The following is a 19,463-nucleotide window of genomic DNA, read 5'->3' on the forward strand; positions in this document are numbered from 1 at the left end:
GTTCAGCTTTCTTCGTCCAGAAAAACCATGACATCGGATGGGGTGTTCACCTGCATGGCCCTGTTGCCATTGACCAGTATGGGTTGGGTGACGACACTTGGATTTTTTTGCAGCACTTTGATCCAATCGTCATCACTTGCCAAGTCATTATTCTTGCCATATAGTTTGATGAAATCGGGGTGTTCCGTATTGATGAGGTCCTTGATGGATATACCCAAAAGATCGGCCAATTCGGCCCATTGGGTTCCCGTGACCTTGGTCTTGGACAAATCCACGGCCAACACCTTTTTCTTGGAGGCCTGAACAAAGGCCAAGGTTTGCATGCCGATACTGCTGTCGGCATTATAGTACAAATTCAATTCCCGGTTGTTCGTTGCGATGACTCCCATATCGTTCTCCATTTACTGTGTTTTAACAGCAAGGTACCGCAGATGGGTAGGAAGAGTTGACGCAATCGGTTTTAATCGTATCGTAAAAAAGAAAAAAGCGGGGCAATTGCCCCGCTTCTCACACAAACTAACTCAAAATAACCGCGAGAATGGATTTGATAACAAAGGGAATTGCGGTTATTCCATGAGCTTCCGAATAAATGATTTTATCCTATTTTGATCAGTTGATGGTCAAAGAGGTTTCCCCTTCATTGGGGTTGTACACATAATTGAAGGTGTAGTATCGTGCCTCATCCGACATGGCATCAATTTCTGCTGGGGCATCCTTGTAATAACTTAGGATTTCCACTTTGGCATATTTTCCGTCATGGGTACGGAACACCAATATTTTTCCGGGAATAGGAGTAATAGTGAAAGTAGCCGGATTGTAGTTGTACCAGCCATTATCACTTCCACTGGCAATGGCAAAGGCACCGTCTGCATCCTGTGCAAAAGTAAGTCCCTCTGCGGTGGTAATATCGGCAAAAGTGCCACTCTCAATGGAAACTCCGGCGTCCCCGTTTCTCTCGGGTTCGTCGTCGGTTCCGGTAACGACTCCCCCATTTACGGCTATACTGGTACCTCTAAAGGCAATGTCCCATTCGGTATCGCTGGTGGTCACCGCACCCGTTGAAAAGCTGAATTTGGTAAAAGGTCCGCCTACAGGCTCACCCTGACCACCGGTTTGGGGGGCAGGAACATTGGTAGCGGTACTACTCTCCACGGCAATCAGGTCGGGACCATTGTCATCATCATCACTGCAGGCAACAAATGCAGTGAATATAAATAGGTAGGTGAAAAAGTTTGCTGTTTTTTTGATCATGGTATTACTTTTTAAAATTGAATATTGATTTTGGTAAATAATTGAATTCCTGGGTTTAAGAGCACTTCGTTGTCTTGGGTAGCCAAGGGATTGTTCCCCTTGAAATCCAATAGATTGTTGGCTCCCAATTGAAGTTGGTAGTGTTCAAAAAAGGTCTTGCCAAACGTTAGGTTCACCAAGGCGTATCCTTTGGCGAAGGTGCCATCATACACATCCAAAAGGTCATTTCCGTTTTGGTCCGTCAAGCCAAATTGGCTGCGATAGGTGACCCGGATATTGGCGTTGGCATCCCATTCTGGGACTTCATAAAAGATTTTAGCATTCAAGGTGTGTCGTGAGCGGTTTTCCAATCCAAAATAGTCGGATGTGGACAGCCGGACGGTTTGTAGGGTTTCCGGGTCTCGAGCAAAGACCTCCCCATTTTTCACGGCTTCCCTCTTGTCTTTGTCATAGGCATAGAGCAATTGATAGCCGGCAGAGAGGTTAAGGTCTTTCCAAGGTTTGTATCTGATATCCATTTCGAGGCCTTGGGTATAGACCCGGTCACGGTTGATGTACCCAAAAACATTCTGACCATTCGTCTTGGACGCCAAGATTCGGGTATCGATAAGGTTTTTAAAGTCGTTTCGGAAAAAGTTGAGCTCTGTGGATAGTTTCCCTTTTTTTACTACGAAACCTAGATTGTACCCGATGGAACTTTCTGCATCCAAAGGTTCACCCAATTCGGAAGCATCTACTTGAAGGGTGGCAATTTCGTCATTTTCCTGAAGGCGCTCAATTCCGGCCTGTTCCACTTCCTTTCCAAAAACAGAGTATCCGCCACCGGCAGCGTTGGTAAAATCCAGATACAATTGCCTAAAATCCGGGGCCTTGAAACCGCTGCCCACTGACCCTTTAATGGCAAAGTTTGGAGACAAATCGTAGCGACCGGAAATTTTGGGACTAAGTTGGGAATGATACTCGCTGTGGTTATCAAAGCGGGCTCCGATAATAATGTTGAAGTCGTCAAGTGGCTTAAAATCGAATTGGGAATAGAGGTATTGGGATTCAAAGGTTACATCACCGGCAAATAGGGACCGCTCCAAATGTTCAAAGTTGTAACCGGCACCAATGGTCAGGATATTTTGGGGTGAAAAGGTATGGTTGAAACGGATTTCCGGTCGGAACAGCCTTTGGTCAAAATCATTGGCGATTAGTAGTTCATTGTCAATGGGGTCTATACTCTTTTCATCCGTTACATAATTGGTGTAGTAGAGTTCATATTGCAACTGACTTTTGGATGTCGCTTTGTGGTTCACCTTAAGGTGAAGGTTCAAATCTTGCTCTTCACTGGTACTTGGGGCAACATCAAATTCCTGATAAAAATATCTGCCCGAGGCGAAGACGTTCCAGGTATCGGAAACATCTACATATAAGCGTCCATTAAGGGTGTAATTATAAAAAGGATTGATAGTTTGGCCCTCTTGGGTGGGGGCAAGGTCGTAACCATCGGTACTTAAGCGATCGGCAAATAGGGAATATCCCAGTTTTTTCCATTTTTGGTTGATGGTGAGGTTGGTATTCTGGTTGTTGAAACTGGCCATTCGGTGAGAAACCTGCCCATTGATTTTTTCCGAGGATGGTTTTTCCGTGATAATGTTGATAACGCCACCCAAGGCTTCGGAACCGAAAAGGCTGGAAGATGGCCCTTTCACTACTTCGACCTGTTTGATATTGCCAATGGCAAAGCGGCTAAGATCTAGATTTCCAGAGCTGCGGCCCACGACGGGAACTCCATCAATAAGTACCAGAACATAGTCGGAGGCAATTCCTTGAATTTGAACACCTTCACCACCACCGATGGTGGCATCTGGGGTCATGATGATACCGGTTTGTTCGTTCAGGATCTCGTTCAGGCGGGTAAATCCGGTTTGTTGCAACTGCTTTTTTGCAATCAGGGTAACGGGCAAGGGCAAGGAAGACAATTGTCTGATGGTTCGAGTGGCCGTGACCACTACTTCATCCAAATTTTCGGTTAGAATGGAATCTTTTTGGGAAGGACTGTTTTCCTGGCCTATAACATGCAAACAAGCAATTAGGGATAAAAACAGGCTTAATCGACACTTATTTAGATTCATTCTAATTTATTTTGGGACAAATATATATTTTATTTTTATTCAATCTAAATAAGTTTAGTATTTTTGTCCAGAACAATTTGACAAGATCTAACTGATACCATTATGAAAAAATCAATCATCTTCCTGATGCTCATGGCTATAGGCACTTCCATGGGCTATTCCCAAAAAAAGAAAGATTTGGACCGCCAGGCCATTCTGGATATGTGCGGATGTTATGAGGTGACCTTTAAGTACACGGAAACCTTCGCTCCAGAAATCGACTACGAAAAGAAACTGGATTATACTTCAAAAGCTTTGGAATTGGCTTTGCCCATCATTGATGAGGACAATAAAATTTCCCTTCAACATTTATTAGTAATCAATGACAGCACCGTGATCAAACACTGGAGGCAGGATTGGTTGTTCGAAAACCAGAAAGTATACCATTATAATAAAGACAATAGCTGGACCTTTACCCAATTACCTACCAGTGAGGTAAAGGGTCAGTGGACTCAAAAGGTATATCAGGTGGATGATAGCCCTAGATATTCCGGATCTTCCACTTGGGTGCATTTTGATGGCAAGCATTATTGGGAGAACCGCAGCGATTCACCACTTCCCCGAAGGGAATACTCCAAGCGTAGTGATTATAATGTGATGAGCCGTGGTAATAGACAAGAGATTACTTCGACCGGGTGGGTGCACGAACAGGACAATGACAAGATTATCCGAAAAGATGGTGAAACCGATGTGTTGTTGGCCCAGGAAAAGGGATACAATATCTACAAAAAAGTAGCCGATTCCGACTGTAAGGTGGCTGCCGATTGGTGGGCAACCCATAAAGATTTTTGGGCCGTGGCCCGCGACGCTTGGGATGAGGTGTACAACAGGGAAGGAGACCTAACACTTCTAAAACAAGTGGATGGCCAACCCCTTTTTATGCATTTTTATCAGTTGGAGGAACAAGGAGCCAATAAGGCTCAGGTTCTGGAAACCATCAACAAGTTTATCACGGATAAAAAACAAGCTAAAAATGCTGAGGGAAAATAGGTTTAAGGCCCTTGGCGGGGCCGTGTTATGCATGGCCTTTTTTCTTGTAGCTTTCCAAATGCCCAAGATTTCCCCCAAGCTTCAGGAAAAAGTGGATAATGCCGTGCAGACAACTTTTGAGTTGGAGGATTTTTCTTTGGAACCGGTTGTTGTGGATGCTGCCCTGAACCAAAAAACGCCTTCGGAATTGGGCGGTGAGAACCTTTTCAGGATCAAAACAGGGGAATCGGCAGTGGGTTATGTGTACTTGGGAGAGGCCCCTAGTTTAAAAAATGTTTTTGACTATGTGGTATTGTTCACCCCGGAACTGGCCGTTAAAAAATCAAAAATCCTGATTTATCGTGAAGATCATGGCCGGCAAGTGGGCAGCCAACGTTGGTTGAAGCAGTTCATTGGGAAAAAATCAGGGGAAACCCTTGTTTATGGTGAGGATATCGATGGTATTTCCGGCGCCACCATTTCGGCAAAGTCCATGACCTTGGCCGTGAGCAATATATTGGAAAGTATGAAGGTGCTGAATGATCAGCACATTTTATGATTAAGTAGTGCCCATTATTTATTTCAGTGAGAGCCGTCCCTTAGGGGACGGTTTTTTGTTGAATCAGAGATTTTCGACCAGATAGGCGTAGCCCATCCCCGAAAGGATGGCCAGCCCAAAACTGAGCAAGGTGCCTATCAAGACATATTCGGTCAATTTTCGGTTTTTCCCCTTGTTGAGGTCCCCGAACCGGAATACGGACTTGGCTGCTATCAGCAATCCTATGGCCGCCCATTGCTGCATCAAAATAAATCCAAATACAAAGAGGCGTTCCAGCATACCGATATAGGTTCCGGCATTTTTTAATGAGCCACCCTCACCCGATTCGTCATCCTTGGCGATTTCATCAATGTAAGGGGCCAACAACATCCGCATGATGATACCAGAGACAAATGTTACGAATACCAAAAAGGTAGTCAGTAGTAAGTTTTTTTCTTGAAACAGGTCAGAGAAGGGAATCTGGAAGGGTTCAATCCAGTATAGGATGGCGGCCAAGACCAAAAGGTGCAGTATTTGGTCCACCACAAAAAGCCAACGATAGTTTTTGGGATTGGTAAGGGACAGTTTCCCCAGGTCGATCAAATAGTGTGAGACCACAATCAGGGCAACGGCTCCCAAATGTTGGAACTGTAAAAGGAGCAACAGCAGCAACAAATGTACTCCAATATGAAAGTACAAGTATTTGGATCTTCCCTTTTTTTGGAGCTTGTCCTCTACCCATTTACCGGGTTGCAGCACAAAATCCCCTATAAAATGGGCCAATATCAGTTTTAGGGCTAACAGTGTCATAGTTGGGCGAGTTGGGTTCTGTAAAAATGGATCATTTTTTGCACTTCGTCAAATCCTGCACGGATCAATGCCTCGCTAATGGTACTTTGTGATTTGTCCAATAGGGTGGCAATCTCCTTTTGGTTGGCTTCGGGGTTTTCCATGGCCGTGCAAACGATTTTTGCAGTGGCCGGTAGCCAATTGTCCATGGTCAAGGTTGCCAATTGCAGTATGAGGTTCATGGTGGTATCAAATGCCTCGTTATTGGAATGGAGGGCCAATGTCTGTTTTTTAAGACCATCAAAGCATTCACCCGAACGTACAAAGGCCGTACCGTTGGATTCGGTAATCTTTTCGGCCACATAATCCTTTTCACCCAGTCCGATGCCCACACGAACATCCAAATGCCGTATTTGTTTAAGGTGCGCCTTGATATAAAGAGCGGCTTCCAGAGCCTCTTCTGGGGTAGTCTCCAATTGAAAACTATCTCCCCGGTAAATTTCCCATGTAAGAGGCTCCGGGCCATACTTGCTCAAAGCCTGCTTTAATAAAGGCAACCATTTACTGGCTTTATGGTCCTTGGAGTTGATGATATCCCCCGTGAGAATCGCTGTCATATATCGGTTAATTAAACGATTAAATCAAATATCGGTAAAAAAAACGATAAATAAAAATATCGGTTATATAAACGATAAAAATATGAAATTATTGGTCAAACCTTATGGCAGTCTTCATTTTTCCCGAATATTTGGCGAAAGGGTTCCATCGGTCCAGGTCAAAATACGGGTTTCCACAGAAGTTTGGAGCCATTGTGTAGCCACATCCAAGTTTTTTCCCTTCTCCATTTTGTAGAGTACCTTATTCGGAATCCCGCCTTTGTCATCCGGGAAAATGAATTTTTCGGAATGATAATATACCCCAGCATCGGTAATTTGTGAAAGTTCAATGGCCTGACATAGGTTAAAATGGTTGAGGAACAGATAGATGCCACCATCCTCATCATTGGATGCATCCGCCAGATAATCGATATAGAGAATCCCATCAAGGTTGGGAACACCCTTGTCACCCAAGATCCTGATGGAAAAATGGGGATTTTTAAGGGGAACCTTCTTTTCCATATAAGAACCATGCACTATAGTTCTAATGTTCAAAAGGGTATTTTCCCCTTCACGCGAATAGGTGAAAAAGTAGTTTTGTCCGGCCACGGTTTTTCGGTCCAAGGATAATAACCCACCAAGGATGTAACCTGTCATGCCATTGTATTTTACTTTGTAAAACGGGGAGTCGAATCCTTTATAGGGCCAGGAGAATGGTGTTTTTTCAAGGATTTTGACCCATTCCCCGATTTTCAGTTCTTCCAGCACTGAGGAGGTAGTATTGGGCTCGGTCCTTAATTTGATCTTGTGTCCAAAGGCGTAGGCCTGGTCACCCGGTTGAAATTCACATTCCGAAGGTGGGCAATGCAATTTCTCTTGCGCAAAATTGGTGGTCAATACAAAAAGGGTGGTTATAACGGTAAACAAGAAACGTGCTTTCATCTTTATTGGATTTTAAGGGTTAAGATTTAGGCAGTTCTTAGGGCAGTTGTAGTATATACGCCAGAAATTGCCAAAAAGGATTTCCGTACTCGACCATCATTCCGTAAATTCAATGGATTAATTTCTCAACTACAGTTAACTAACAAACTTTACAATGAAAAAAGTAACGAAACACCTTTTGGCCGCGACCTTGCCATTTTTGGTAGTGGCCTGTGGCCCCAAGTGGAAGGAGGCCGAAAAGGAAGGTTATAGCCTTGTTGAAAATGCCGAAGGCGCCACTTTGGGTTATACACCTGGATCGGGGATTCAAATTTTGACGGTAGATCGATTTGCTTTTAAGGACCTGAACAAGAACGGTACCTTGGATCCCTATGAGGATTGGAGGCTTTCCATAGAGGAAAGGGCAACCGATTTGGCTTCCAAAATGAGTGTGGAGCAAATTGCAGGACTCATGCTGTACAGTGCCCATCAATCGATACCTGGTGGAGGAAACAGCTTTTTTGGTCCTGTGACCTATAATGGAAAACCCTTTGCAGAAAGTGGTGCCAAGGCCAGTGATCTTTCCGATGCACAGAAAATATTTTTAAAGGATGATAACCTCAGGCATGTACTGATCACCAGTGTACAGACTCCCGGAGTTGCTGCACAATGGAACAACAATGCACAGGCTTTTGTGGAAGGAATAGGTATGGGAATCCCAATCAATACCAGCTCCGATCCAAGGCATGGCAGTGATTCCTATGCCGAGTTCAATGCCGGCGCGGGTGGCCGCATTTCTATGTGGCCCAGTAGTTTGGGTATTGCGGCCAGTTTTGATCCGGGACTCATGCAACAATTCGGGGACATTGCATCCAGAGAATATCGCGCACTGGGTATTGCCACGGCACTTTCGCCCCAAATTGATTTGGCCACGGAACCCCGTTGGTCCCGTTTTGATGGAACCATGGGCGAGGACCCCAAATTGGCCACCGATATGGCCAGGGCCTATGTGGATGGATTTCAATCTTCCGATGATGGTGGTTGGGGTTATCAGAGTGTGAATGCGATGGTAAAACACTGGCCTGGGGGTGGTCCGGAAGAAGGGGGGCGTGACGCCCATTTTGGTTATGGAGCCTATGCCGTTTATCCAGGAAACAATTTGAAGGACCATCTCAAACCGTTCACCGAAGGGGCCTTTAAATTGAATGGCGCCACAGGAATGGCTTCTGCGGTGATGCCGTACTATACCATTTCCACAGGAAGGGATACCGTTAATGGTGAAAACGTGGGTAACTCCTATAATGAATATTTGATTACCAATTTATTGCGAGAAAAGTATGGCTATGATGGAGTGGTATGCACCGATTGGGCCATCACCCGAGATGTAAGTTCTGTATATGTTTTTGAAGGAAAACCATGGGGTGTCGAGAATTTGAGTGTTGCAGAAAGGCACTACAAGATCATTGAAGCAGGTTGTGATCAGTTCGGTGGCAACAATGATATGGATCCAGTAATCGAAGCCTATCAGATGGGGGTGAAGGAACATGGAGAGGAATATATGCGCAAACGGTTTGAAGTATCCGCGGTGCGACTGCTAAAAAATATTTTTAGGACGGGACTTTTTGAAAATCCGTATTTGGATGTACCCGAAACCGAGGCAACCGTGGGCAAACCTGAATTTATGGAGGCTGGTTACCAAGCACAATTACGTTCCGTGGTCATGTTGAAAAACCAGGGAAATGCCCTACCCATGAAAGACAAGAAAAAAGTCTTTGTGCCCAAACGATATGTGGCACCCAGTCGTAATTGGTTTGGTATGGAAACCCCAGAACGTTTGGATTATCCCTTCAATATGGAAGTGGTGGCCAAATATTTTGAAGTGGTGGAAAACCCAGATGAGGCCGATTTTGCCTTAGTAGGTATAGAAAATCCCAACGGTGGAGTTGGTTATGACGTTTCGGACACTGAAAAAGGAGGCAACGGATATGTTCCCATCAGTTTGCAATATAGCACCTACACTGCAACCTATGCAAGGGATAGCAGCTTGGCAGGAGGTAGTCCTATGGAAGATTTCACCAACCGAACCTATAAAGGGAAAACCTTTTTGGCCTCCAACACCACCGATATGGATTTGGTGAAGGAGACCAAGAAAAAAATGGGCGAAAAACCTGTTGTGGTAATTGTGAGAGTATCCAAACCTATGGTTTTTGTGGAGATTGAACCCTATGCTTCGGCCATATTGGTACAAATGGGCGTCCAAGATCAAGCTTTGATGGATTTGGTTTCAGGCAAGGTGGAACCATCAGCACTATTGCCGTTCCAGATGCCAGCGGACATGAAAACAGTGGAACTCCAGTTCGAGGACGTGCCCAGGGATATGGAACCCTATATCGACTCGGAAGGCAATGCCTATGATTTTGCCTACGGGCTCAATTGGAGTGGTGTGATCAATGATGACCGGGTGAAGAACTACAAATAGAAGATGATTTAAACAAAAGAAGCCGCGACCATGGCAGGCGCGGCTTCTTAAAATCAACAAAAAACACTATCCTCTTCTCCCTCTCTCCTGCATTTTCTTTTTGCCATGCATGGCTTTGTGTTTTCTCATATCTTTCCAAGATTGGTATTGCTCATCGTTCAATACTTCTTTCATTTTGGCTTGGAAAGCAATTTGCTGGTCCAATCGGGCATTTTCCCTTTCAAATTTTTCTTCCGGTGTTGGTTTTTTCCACTCACCACTTTCTTTCAAGGCCTTCATCTCATCCCACTTTTCTTTTCTAAGCTGGGCTTCTTCCAAATTCAGCTTCATCACCTTGTCCTGTTGTGCCTTGGTCAAATCGAGGGCCAAAGTCATGTGTTTGGTCTGTAAAGTGGCCATCTCCTCAGCCGTCATGTCCATTTTGGGGTCTTTTGGCATTCTTGGGCCATCATTTTTTTGGGCCGCTACACCGATAGTGGCGAGCAGGACCAATACTACTGCTAATCGTTTCATATGCTTAAATTTTTAATGATTTTGAACCTTGGACAATGGCAATGCCCGTTGGTTTAACCATCAACACAACAATTATGAAGCTTTTAACAATAAATGGGAATGGGAGGATTTACGGTTGTACTTCCTCTTGGTCTTCTTTGGGTTGTTCCAAGGAATTGGCATCGTGGAAGTTCGCTTCCACATAAGATTTGTTTGCCATTTGTTCTTGGAATTGATCGTGCTGATCTACCATATAGTAGATAAGGGAAGCCAGCACAAAACAGGAGAAATAGATGAGGCTCTTGATTTTGTAGGTCATGATGTTGAGATTTGGGATAACTAAGATAATCAAACCATAATTCAATCACCACGATATGTTGCGAAATTATCCTATAGAGATGTGAAGGGGTAAAAAAACAAGGTGTAACCAGTAGATATCTCGGTTACACCTTGTAAAAGTAAAATCCTATAAGAGGATGTCCCTATTTGGGATCTAAGATTATGTCGATGCGCTCCAAGGCATCCTGAAGGTGATAACGGCTCATGGGATCTGAAATTCGGGATAGACCAGATCGGATATCTCCTTTCAAATTATTGAGTTCTGCCCTTGCCACTGAACGGATATCGGACTGACTACTATTGACAGCGGTAGACTTGCGATATCCCCCAAAATCTGGAAGTTTTGCTTCGTTATCGGCAGTCATTAAATAGGCCAAACGATCAATATGCGCTTTCTGAAGGTTTCTTCTATAGGTATCGATGGTTTTACCGCTTCGGGTTTCGGACCAGATACCCCTGCGAAGGTCTCTCATCATTTCCAACAAACCATAGGCTTTATCCCCATTGATAGTTTCGTTTTCGATGACCCTGGCCAATTTACCCAATTGCAACATGGTGTTTAGGTAACGCTCTTGCAAAGCACGAATACGCTCCACAGAACCGGAGTATTGAATTTTGTTGAAGATGTTTTGGTCGATCATCCATTCGGGAGTGGCGAACAATTGCTCCTGTAAGAAGTTCATACAATCTTTTTGATGTTGCTTACTTACATGAGTGTACACAGCACCTTCTTGATCGGAAGTTTTATGGTATTCATATACGCCACCAATGTTGTTGGCCACGTGGCCCATGTATCTTGCAAATTGGGAAACTACATGGCCGTACATGGTTTCCAAATCGGCATAGTTTTCCCCATCTTCGGTGGTCCAGGCCATCAGGTTGGGCATGATTCGTTTTAGGTTGGCGATACCATATAAGCTGGCTTTGATGGCATCATCACCCAAATCCTCGGTTTGTGAGCTTGGATCGTGAATGTCGCCCACTTGTTGGTGTCCGAATCGGTACATGGGGTCATCGGCATGTTCAGTGATCCAACTGTTCAAAATCGGTTTTTCTTCTTTGGCTGTCTTGTCCAAAATAGGACGGTATCCCCAACTAATGGCATACTTGTCGTACACACCGATGTTCGGCATCAAGGCAACCCCTTCATCGCCCGGTTGGGCCACATAGTTGAAACGTGCATAATCCATGATGGATGGTGCCGTACCATATTTTTGGGTAAAGACCTTGGAACGCAAAGAATCTACAGGATAGGCAACGCTACTCCCCATATTGTGTGGCAAACCTAGGGTGTGACCTACTTCGTGGGAAGATACAAAACGGATTAAACGACCCATGATCTCTTCTTTGAACTGGGTTTTTTGAGCTTCTGGATTAATGGCCGCAGTCTGTACAAAATACCATCCACGTAGCAAGCTCATTACATTGTGGTACCAGTTAATATCCGATTCCAAAATCTCACCACTACGAGGGTCACTCACGTGAGGCCCATTGGCGTTTGGAATTGGGGAAGCCAAATAGCGTACCACGGAATATCGTACATCCTCAGGGGACCATTCTGGGTCTTCTTCAGGAGTGGGAGGGTCCTTGGCAAGGATGGCATTTTTAAAACCGGCAGCCTCAAAGGCAACCTGCCAATCCTCTATACCTTGTTTAATAAAAGGCACCCACTCTTTTGGGGTGGCCCGGTCTACATAATAGATGATGGGTTTTTTAGGTTCTACCAGTTCCCCGGCCTTAAATTTTTCAATGTCCTCGTCCTTTACTTCCAACCTCCATCGGTCCAAATAGGTGACGGTCTTACTCTCTTGGGCATCCAGACCATAATCCACTTGACCTCTGGCAAACCATCCTACGCGTTCGTCAAAATAACGACGTTTCATGGGTTCTTTGGGCAACAAAATCATGGAATTGTTGATTTCCAGAGAAATGGAGCCCAAACTTTCATTACTGGGTGGATCGTTGGAAATATAGGTCTTTACATGACGCGCTTCAATGTTCAGCGGATAACTTTTTACGGATTCGATATAGCTTCGGTCACTGTCCAACCGGGTAACCTTATATCTTTTACGAATGCCTTCGGGTAGGCCAAGGGCATTCACATCTTTGGTAAACATGGGGTCCACCTCGATGACCGTTGCCGGGTTCAGGCTATCCTTTTTATTGAAGGCCTTGATCTCAAAAGCATACAGCACAGGTTCAAAGTTGGAGTTCACCACCGCTTCATGAATCGGCAGCGAATCGGCAGCCACGTTTTCATAGGAGGCCACGCGAAGCAACACCTGTTTGGGTTTTTTCTCCCAACGGAGTACTTGGGTGTTGATCTTACCACCACCAAAACCAATTCCGGTAGCGGTTTTAGAGATTCGGCTTACCATCAACATTTCCCTGTTGAAAAGGGAATCCGGAATTTCATAGTAATATTTGTCGTCCACCGTGTGCACGCTAAAAAGCCCAGCATCGGTTTTGGCGTCCTTGGTGATTACCTTATCATAAGGTTGGATCTCTCCAGGTTTGGGTTTCGACTCTTTTTTTTCCTCGGTTGCTTTTTTCTTCTTTTTGAAAAGTTGGGCTTCGGCTGGTTGGTAGAAACCCAATAAAAGGAACAATACGATTAGTTTAGGTAGATTTTTTTTGATCATTAGATGTCAGTTTGGATAACTATAAGCTTTCAAAGAACCTAAAAATCATTAAAAGTTACTGTTAAATAAATATTAACGCACACTTTTTTCGTGTGATATACGAATCTTTCGCAGTCCTGCGTTTTACTGATGGTTTCGGCTGAAACGCCTTGTTTTGCTGGGCTTAAGCGGCATCTGTTTTTTGTAAAAAAATCATAATTGCTGTAACAATTTAAAATCTGCATAGTCTTATAAGCATAACATCAATCAAAAAATTCAATCAAAAAATGAACAAGTTATTAATGGTCTATGGATGTGTCCTTTTAAGTAGTGCCGCCATAGCAAACGAACAGCAGAACGCCGTTACTCATCAGTCCAAAACTGATAGTCAGGGCACATTAGAAAACAGTTATACTGCATTGAACCTCAATGCGGAAGGTGGTGAATCAACTTTGGATCTGAGTCATAAATCAGATTGGTCCTATGAGTTGGATCTGAATGAAATAGTATATGTAGAAGACGATATGGAGGTCGATCTTGGTTTTGATACCTCGGATTACCTTCCCGAAGGTTTCAACCCCTATAAAAACTATTTTGATCTGAATTCCATCATATACCTCGAGAACGAAGTTGAACCCAACCTAGGTTTTGATACCCAAAAGTATTTGCCTGCGGATTTTGATCCTTACACCGATGTGGTGGAAGTGAGTTCCATCAACTACATCGAGGAAGAAGATATGGATCTTGGATTCAATACCGAGGATTATCTGCCTGAAGGATTCTCCCCTTACGAGGCTTATGTAGACCTTAAATCCTTTACCTATATAGAGGATGATGAAGTGGAATTGGAATTGGGTATCAATAGCAAATATCTACTTCCTGCGAATTTTGATCCGTACACCAATGTGGTGGCAATCGGTTCTATCAACTATATGGAAGAGGATGAAAAAATAGATTTGGGTTTTGATACCTCTGTGTATCTCCCAGAAAATTTTGACCCCTACGCCGGGGCAATCTGGTAAAATGTTTTAGTTTTCATTTTACAAAATTTTTGAGTTAGTTAGCTATGAAAGGCCCTCGCAAGAGGGCTTTTTATTTGTGGTAAGATGTGTTAAGGAAATCCCTATAAAAACTTGATTAACAAAAAAATAACACCTTTGAGGAAATCGTTGTGAAATGCATCAAATAAGGAAGTTCCCCATAAAAAAGTCAAATTTTGAAAGTATGGACTGCAGGTTTGTCAAGATATGTGCAAAATCACTGAAAAAGCTATTTTGGTAAGCCAGCCGTTAACCGTTAACAAAAGGCTAATTATAAAAATCTTCACTTTATTCAGTCATACATTTGTATCAAAGAATCAAAGGGCAGAAGCCCAATACACATAATTGAGTAAAGTAAGGTTGAGTTAGTTTCTTACATTTTTTTGAGTTAGTTAGTTTGTGAATGGCCCTTCCGCCCGGAAGGGCCATTTATTATTTAAAACAATACGGGAACCACAAACTTAAAGACTAAAACCAGCAACACCACCGCTATCAGATTCAATATAAAACCTACACGTGCCATTTGAGGAATCTTTACATACCCACTGGCAAATACAATGGCATTTGGGGGAGTGGCCATCGGCAGCATAAAGGCACAGCTGCTGGCAATGGTCACCGGAATCAATAAATAAAGGATTGGAATGTTCAACCCGATAGCAATACCTGCAACCACAGGAGCTAGAACAGCCACCAATGCCACGTTGCTCATCAGTTCCGTCATAAAAAGCATCAAGAAAATAAGCAGGGCGGCCGTAAGCAATACACTGATTTGACTCTCCGCAATGGCATTGGCCACCATATCCACAATACCACTGGTGGACATACCTTGGGCCAACGCTAAACCACCCCCAAATAGGATCAAAATACCCCAAGCCAAGCGGGAGGTATCTTTCCATTCGATGATGAAGTCCCCTTTCTTAATATTGTAGGGAATGGCAAAGAGTGCAATGGCTGCAAAAATACTGATCATGGTATCCGTCAGCCCCAATTTGGGGAAAATGGCATTGATCAAGGTCCTAAAGATCCAAAGGAACACGGTGACCCCAAAAATGGCCAAAACCATTTTTTCTTTACCAGACGTTGGCCCTAATTTTTCCAGTTCGGCATGGATAACATCCTTGGAGGCATTGAACTTGAGATCTCTATTGGGGAACATCCATTTGACGAGCACTAAATAAGAAACACCGATCATGATGATGGCGAAGGGAAGGCCGATACTCATCCATTTTATGAACGAGATTTCCGTATTGTATTCATTTTCCAAAAGACCGATTAATACCGAATTGGGTGGTGTGCCTATAACGGTGGCGATTCCCCCTGCATTGGCGGAAAAAGCGATACCGAGCATCACACTAAGGGCGAAATTCTGGTCGTTCTTCGTAAAGCCATCAGCGTCATCCACCAAAAGATTGATCACGGAAAGGGCGATAGGTAGCATCACCACGGTACTGGCCGTGTTACTGATCCACATGCTCAGCGACCCCGTAGCGATCATAAAACCGAGCACCACTTTGTTGGGAGTGGTTCCCGTAAGCCGAATGATGTTAAGGGCAATGCGTCTGTGCAGGTTTACTTTTTCCAAGGCAAGGGCCATGACAAAGCCTCCGAAGAACAGGAACACAATGGGACTGCCATAATTGGCACCTACTTCGGCAATGGGCAAAATCTTTAAAATAGGCAAAAGTAGCAGTGGTAAAAGCGCCGTAACCGATATGGATACTGCTTCCGTGATCCACCAGATCAACATCCAAGAAGCAACGGCAATTACGGGATCTCCTTTGGCTGATACCAACTCAAAGGGCAAATTGTTCAAGATCAAAAAGGCGGTGGGCCCTAAAACGAGCCCTATTTTCTTGCTTAGTTCCATTTGGGATTCTAAGCTATGCTTTTTTGTTAAATTTTGAAAATCATCAAACTAATATCTTATTAGTTTTTCAAGTAAAATTTATTTCAGATTTCCAGTTCACTCATTGTTACGCTTTAGTTACTCATTTAAAGCAATGACTTCCTCAAATTCATTGGTTTGATAAACTTTCAATTTAGAAATTGATTATATAAACTATATTAATTATGAGAAAGATAGTAGTGTTTTTTCTAGGTTTTAACTTGATGATTTTCGCCCAAAACAATAAAGGTGATGCGGAATTGGAATGGTTTGAAGAATTATCTGAAATCACTTATGAAGGAGATTACATGACTGCTTATTTGGGTTTTGGTCAATTCTTGGAGAAGTTTCCGGATTCAGAGCTAGCTCCAAGAGCCCTTTTCAATCAGGGTTATCTATTAAGAGAGCTGGGTAGAGGACAAGAGGCCAAACGGATCTTCGAGCGAATTATAGAGGAGGAATATAATGAATATGAAAATTATGGTGGGATAATGGAACAGTATACATTATACAAGAATAGGAGCGCCAAACACCTTGCTGAAATTTTTATAGAGGAAGAAAACTTTGTGGAGGCCCTAAAATATATCAAGATGTTTGACAATATCTATCCATACAAGCATTTTTGTGGAAATGAATTGGAGGCCGATGCTATTTATACCGATGTTATGTATGCCAAAACCTATCACGGTTTGGGTAAATTGGATAAAGCCATAAAAAAGTTGCTGCCGCATCTTTTTTACAATGGATTGGCCAGTAATAATGAGGTAATGGAACTTTTAAGCCAATATTTACCTCAATTATACTCAAATGACGAAGTAAAGCAGTTTTTACAAGAGGGTATCCAGAATTTCAAGGTTAAGGACAAAAACTACGGAACATTTCAATTATTGGGAGTGAAGATTCCAGTATACACCTATCAATTTTATGGTGAAGGCGAAATTGAATTTGTTTCCGACGAAGGCACAAAAAATGCTCAGGCCATTGATGAAATAATCAAGAGCCATCCTATTTTTGAAGGTTACTTTAATAATTGAGTTTTAGAATAACCGTTTATTAAATAAAGGTTTATCTTTTATCGATAGCAAAAAGCCCCTCATCCGTTTTGGAGACCTCAAAAATGCCAAGCTTAGCCAAGTTTTTGGTGCTCTTGTCCCATTTTTTGCCGCTCAAACCACTTTTGTCCTTTAGTTCGCCCAATGGCATTTGGCCAACAGGTTTCAATAGGTCCATGATGATTTTTTCTTCTTCGGAGAGTTCTACTTTTTTCTTCTCAGGTCGCATTTGCGGGAAGAACAACACTTCTTGAATGGAAGAATTGTTGGTCATCAGCATCACCAAACGGTCTATGCCAATACCGATACCGGAAGTTGGAGGCATTCCGTATTCTAAGGCCCGAAGGAAATCTTGGTCGATGAACATGGCCTCATCGTCCCCTTTTTCGGAAAGTTTCAATTGGTCCTCAAAACGTTCCCTTTGATCAATGGGATCGTTGAGCTCGGAATAGGCATTGGCCAGTTCCTTCCCGTTCACCATCAACTCAAAACGTTCGGTCAACCTTGGATTTTCCCTGTGTTCCTTGGTCAAAGGGCTCATCTCCTTTGGATAATCGATGATGAAGGTGGGCTGAATGTAGTGGTGCTCACATTTTTCACCGAAAATTTCGTCGATCAATTTACCTACACCCATGGTTTCATTCACTTCGATGCCCAGTTTTTGGGCCACTTCACGAAGTTGGTCCTCATCCATGTCGGCCACATCATACCCTGTATGAATTTTGATGGCCTCTAAAATAGGAACCCTTGGATACGGTGCCTTGAACTCAATTTCGTGCTCGCCAACCTTTACTTTGGTACTGCCTGTGGCATCAATGGCCACTTTTTCCAACAGTTTTTCGGTGGTGTCCATCATCCAGTTGTAGTCCTTATAAGCTACATAAAGTTCCATTACGGTAAACTCTGGATTGTGGGTGCGGTCCATCCCTTCATTGCGGAAATCCTTGGCGAACTCATACACGCCATCAAATCCACCAACGATCAATCTTTTCAGATAGAGTTCATTGGCTATGCGTAGGTACAAAGGAATGTTCAACGCATTGTGGTGTGTTAAGAACGGACGTGCCGCTGCACCACCGGGAATGGGTTGCAAAATAGGGGTCTCCACTTCCAAATATCCTTTTTGGTTGTAGAATTCCCGAATACTACTGGTAATCTTGGTCCTTTTGATGAAAGTATCCTTCACATGGGGATTCACGATCAGGTCCACATACCTTTGGCGGTAGCGCAATTCGGCATCGTTGAACTCATCATACACTTTTCCTTCGGCATCTGCCTTTGGTAGGGGAAGGGGTCGCAAGGATTTGCTAAGCAGGGTGAAATTTTTCACCATTACTGTTTTTTCACCCACTTGGGTAGTGAACAGTTCGCCTTCCACACCAATGATGTCCCCAATGTCCAACAGTTTTTTATAGACTTCGTTATACAGGTCTTTGTCATCACCGGGACAAATTTCATCACGGTTAAAATACACCTGTATACGGCCTTCACTATCCTGAAGTTCCGCAAAGGATGCCTTACCCTGGATTCTGCGCGACATCAACCTACCGGAAATCACCACCTTCTTACCTTCCTCAAAATCATTCTTGATGCTCTTGGAAGTGGCATCAACAGGATACAATGCTGCGGGGTATGGGTTGATGCCCATCTCCCTGAGTTTGGTCAATTTTTCCCTTCGAACGATTTCTTGTTCCGATAGTTGCATAGTCTATAAAAAATTAAAGCGCAAAATTACACTTTTGCGCTTTAATTCCTTGCCTCGGCTTGCTTTAATATGCATAATGGGGCGTGTAAGGCTTGTTGAGGATGATCTGGGCCATGTCTTCCTCAAGCGATTCCAACGGACTTTCCACAATCCGGTTGACCTCTTTTCCGTCCTTGAAAAAGATGATGGTAGGTACTTTGATGATGTTCAGACCTTTCTCTTCGCCAGTCGGACTTTTCTTGTATTGCTCCTTTCTTCTGTCCAGTGCCACGATTTCCAATTGCTCCATGGGAAAATCGGCCGCTTCCAGAATTTTGATGATTCTTGGGGTTTCCCGCCTGCTATCACCACACCAAGTGCCCAAAAAAAGTTGGATATGGTAGGTTTTGAGGTCTTTTTTGAAAAGGTCGACCAAGGTTTGGTCCACGGCGTAGTCTTCCATACCTTTTTGGAACCATTGGGCATAGGGAGCAGTGGACAAGCCATCCAAATTGATTTTGCCCACCATAAAGGTTTGGTCGTTTTCCATTTTGATTTCCTTATTGAATTCCTGCGAAAAACTTGCAAGCGAAGTAAGGACCAACAAAAGGTTGCATGCGTGTTTCATGATGTTCCAGATTTATGATTTGA

17 protein-coding genes are annotated in these 19,463 nt (G+C 43.5%); 5 read left to right on the forward strand and 12 right to left on the reverse strand.

Annotated elements, in window-relative coordinates; translation table 11 throughout:
- Positions 1-2: 2 nt before the first annotated feature.
- From D2V05_RS12810 to D2V05_RS12820, 3 genes are all read right to left on the reverse strand, one after another.
- On the reverse strand, positions 3-401 hold the full coding sequence (locus tag D2V05_RS12810; protein WP_235855457.1) for an arsenate reductase family protein: 399 nt from the start codon (positions 399-401) through the stop codon (positions 3-5).
- 208 nt (positions 402-609) lie between these two features.
- Complete coding sequence (locus D2V05_RS12815; RefSeq protein ID WP_119648042.1) at positions 610-1,251, reverse strand: HmuY family protein; 642 nt, start codon at positions 1,249-1,251, stop codon at positions 610-612.
- An 11-nt stretch (positions 1,252-1,262) separates the two neighbouring features.
- Entirely contained in the window at positions 1,263-3,368 is a 2,106-nt protein-coding gene (locus D2V05_RS12820; protein WP_119648043.1) for a TonB-dependent receptor plug domain-containing protein, read from the reverse strand.
- 102 nt (positions 3,369-3,470) lie between these two features.
- Between D2V05_RS12820 and D2V05_RS12825 the strand changes: the two genes are divergently transcribed.
- Positions 3,471-4,397: a DUF6607 family protein gene (locus D2V05_RS12825; protein ID WP_119648044.1), complete on the forward strand. Its 927-nt coding sequence runs from the start codon at positions 3,471-3,473 to the stop codon at positions 4,395-4,397.
- Entirely contained in the window at positions 4,381-4,935 is a 555-nt protein-coding gene (locus D2V05_RS12830) for an FMN-binding protein (RefSeq protein ID WP_183114833.1), read from the forward strand. Before D2V05_RS12825 ends, D2V05_RS12830 begins: the two co-directional genes overlap by 17 nt.
- A 63-nt stretch (positions 4,936-4,998) precedes the next feature.
- On the opposite strand, the gene D2V05_RS12835 is transcribed toward D2V05_RS12830, so the two are convergent.
- From D2V05_RS12835 to D2V05_RS12845, 3 genes are all read right to left on the reverse strand, one after another.
- On the reverse strand, positions 4,999-5,724 hold the full coding sequence (locus tag D2V05_RS12835; protein ID WP_119648046.1) for a DUF3307 domain-containing protein: 726 nt from the start codon (positions 5,722-5,724) through the stop codon (positions 4,999-5,001).
- Positions 5,721-6,320, reverse strand: coding sequence for a transcriptional regulator (locus D2V05_RS12840; protein ID WP_119648047.1), 600 nt, complete (start codon positions 6,318-6,320; stop codon positions 5,721-5,723). Before D2V05_RS12840 ends, D2V05_RS12835 begins: the two co-directional genes overlap by 4 nt.
- Before the next feature lie 114 nt (positions 6,321-6,434).
- Positions 6,435-7,241, reverse strand: a complete 807-nt coding sequence (locus tag D2V05_RS12845) for an SH3 domain-containing protein (protein WP_119648048.1) — start codon at positions 7,239-7,241, stop codon at positions 6,435-6,437.
- Between the two features lie 154 nt (positions 7,242-7,395).
- Here D2V05_RS12845 and D2V05_RS12850 point away from each other — a divergent pair, with 154 nt between their 5' ends.
- Complete coding sequence (locus D2V05_RS12850) at positions 7,396-9,699, forward strand: glycoside hydrolase family 3 protein (protein WP_119648049.1); 2,304 nt, start codon at positions 7,396-7,398, stop codon at positions 9,697-9,699.
- Between the two features lie 66 nt (positions 9,700-9,765).
- Here D2V05_RS12850 and D2V05_RS12855 read toward each other — a convergent pair whose 3' ends face one another.
- The 3 genes from D2V05_RS12855 to D2V05_RS12865 all read right to left on the reverse strand — a co-directional run bounded on the left by D2V05_RS12855 (position 9,766) and on the right by D2V05_RS12865 (position 13,172).
- On the reverse strand, positions 9,766-10,212 hold the full coding sequence (locus D2V05_RS12855; RefSeq protein ID WP_119648050.1) for a hypothetical protein: 447 nt from the start codon (positions 10,210-10,212) through the stop codon (positions 9,766-9,768).
- Between the two features lie 109 nt (positions 10,213-10,321).
- Complete coding sequence (locus D2V05_RS12860) at positions 10,322-10,510, reverse strand: hypothetical protein (protein WP_147378277.1); 189 nt, start codon at positions 10,508-10,510, stop codon at positions 10,322-10,324.
- Between the two features lie 163 nt (positions 10,511-10,673).
- Positions 10,674-13,172: a zinc-dependent metalloprotease gene (locus D2V05_RS12865; protein ID WP_119648052.1), complete on the reverse strand. Its 2,499-nt coding sequence runs from the start codon at positions 13,170-13,172 to the stop codon at positions 10,674-10,676.
- A 266-nt stretch (positions 13,173-13,438) separates the two neighbouring features.
- Between D2V05_RS12865 and D2V05_RS12870 the strand changes: the two genes are divergently transcribed.
- Positions 13,439-14,173 (forward strand): hypothetical protein, encoded by a 735-nt coding sequence (locus D2V05_RS12870; protein ID WP_119648053.1) that lies wholly within the window; start codon positions 13,439-13,441, stop codon positions 14,171-14,173.
- Between the two features lie 454 nt (positions 14,174-14,627).
- Here the strand turns inward: D2V05_RS12870 and D2V05_RS12875 are convergent, their stop codons facing one another.
- A complete protein-coding gene (locus tag D2V05_RS12875) occupies positions 14,628-16,058 on the reverse strand; it encodes an SLC13 family permease (protein WP_119648054.1) in 1,431 nt (476 codons plus the stop codon).
- Between the two features lie 203 nt (positions 16,059-16,261).
- Here D2V05_RS12875 and D2V05_RS12880 point away from each other — a divergent pair, with 203 nt between their 5' ends.
- Positions 16,262-17,110, forward strand: coding sequence for a tetratricopeptide repeat protein (locus tag D2V05_RS12880; RefSeq protein ID WP_119648055.1), 849 nt, complete (start codon positions 16,262-16,264; stop codon positions 17,108-17,110).
- Positions 17,111-17,141: 31 nt separating this feature from the next.
- Here D2V05_RS12880 and lysS read toward each other — a convergent pair whose 3' ends face one another.
- Together lysS and D2V05_RS12890 are read right to left on the reverse strand one after the other, a co-directional pair.
- On the reverse strand, positions 17,142-18,833 hold the full coding sequence (lysS, locus tag D2V05_RS12885) for a lysine--tRNA ligase (protein WP_119648056.1): 1,692 nt from the start codon (positions 18,831-18,833) through the stop codon (positions 17,142-17,144).
- A gap of 64 nt (positions 18,834-18,897) precedes the next feature.
- Positions 18,898-19,440, reverse strand: coding sequence for a thioredoxin family protein (locus tag D2V05_RS12890; protein ID WP_119648057.1), 543 nt, complete (start codon positions 19,438-19,440; stop codon positions 18,898-18,900).
- Positions 19,441-19,463 lie beyond the last annotated feature (23 nt).

This window comes from Flagellimonas pelagia (assembly GCF_003584135.1).
In the GTDB taxonomy this organism is placed as follows: Bacteria; Bacteroidota; Bacteroidia; order Flavobacteriales; family Flavobacteriaceae; genus Flagellimonas; species Flagellimonas pelagia.

Bases quoted from the DNA above. Each gene is read 5' to 3' on its own strand.
- D2V05_RS12810 (WP_235855457.1), bottom strand. From the start codon at position 401: ATGGAGAACGATATGGGAGTCATCGCAACGAACAACCGGGAATTGAAT.
- D2V05_RS12815 (WP_119648042.1), bottom strand. From the start codon at position 1,251: ATGATCAAAAAAACAGCAAACTTTTTCACCTACCTATTTATATTCACT.
- D2V05_RS12820 (WP_119648043.1), bottom strand. From the start codon at position 3,368: ATGAATCTAAATAAGTGTCGATTAAGCCTGTTTTTATCCCTAATTGCT.
- D2V05_RS12825 (WP_119648044.1), top strand. From the start codon at position 3,471: ATGAAAAAATCAATCATCTTCCTGATGCTCATGGCTATAGGCACTTCC.
- D2V05_RS12830 (WP_183114833.1), top strand. From the start codon at position 4,381: ATGCTGAGGGAAAATAGGTTTAAGGCCCTTGGCGGGGCCGTGTTATGC.
- D2V05_RS12835 (WP_119648046.1), bottom strand. From the start codon at position 5,724: ATGACACTGTTAGCCCTAAAACTGATATTGGCCCATTTTATAGGGGAT.
- D2V05_RS12840 (WP_119648047.1), bottom strand. From the start codon at position 6,320: ATGACAGCGATTCTCACGGGGGATATCATCAACTCCAAGGACCATAAA.
- D2V05_RS12845 (WP_119648048.1), bottom strand. From the start codon at position 7,241: ATGAAAGCACGTTTCTTGTTTACCGTTATAACCACCCTTTTTGTATTG.
- D2V05_RS12850 (WP_119648049.1), top strand. From the start codon at position 7,396: ATGAAAAAAGTAACGAAACACCTTTTGGCCGCGACCTTGCCATTTTTG.
- D2V05_RS12855 (WP_119648050.1), bottom strand. From the start codon at position 10,212: ATGAAACGATTAGCAGTAGTATTGGTCCTGCTCGCCACTATCGGTGTA.
- D2V05_RS12860 (WP_147378277.1), bottom strand. From the start codon at position 10,510: ATGACCTACAAAATCAAGAGCCTCATCTATTTCTCCTGTTTTGTGCTG.
- D2V05_RS12865 (WP_119648052.1), bottom strand. From the start codon at position 13,172: ATGATCAAAAAAAATCTACCTAAACTAATCGTATTGTTCCTTTTATTG.
- D2V05_RS12870 (WP_119648053.1), top strand. From the start codon at position 13,439: ATGAACAAGTTATTAATGGTCTATGGATGTGTCCTTTTAAGTAGTGCC.
- D2V05_RS12875 (WP_119648054.1), bottom strand. From the start codon at position 16,058: ATGGAACTAAGCAAGAAAATAGGGCTCGTTTTAGGGCCCACCGCCTTT.
- D2V05_RS12880 (WP_119648055.1), top strand. From the start codon at position 16,262: ATGAGAAAGATAGTAGTGTTTTTTCTAGGTTTTAACTTGATGATTTTC.
- lysS (WP_119648056.1), bottom strand. From the start codon at position 18,833: ATGCAACTATCGGAACAAGAAATCGTTCGAAGGGAAAAATTGACCAAA.
- D2V05_RS12890 (WP_119648057.1), bottom strand. From the start codon at position 19,440: ATGAAACACGCATGCAACCTTTTGTTGGTCCTTACTTCGCTTGCAAGT.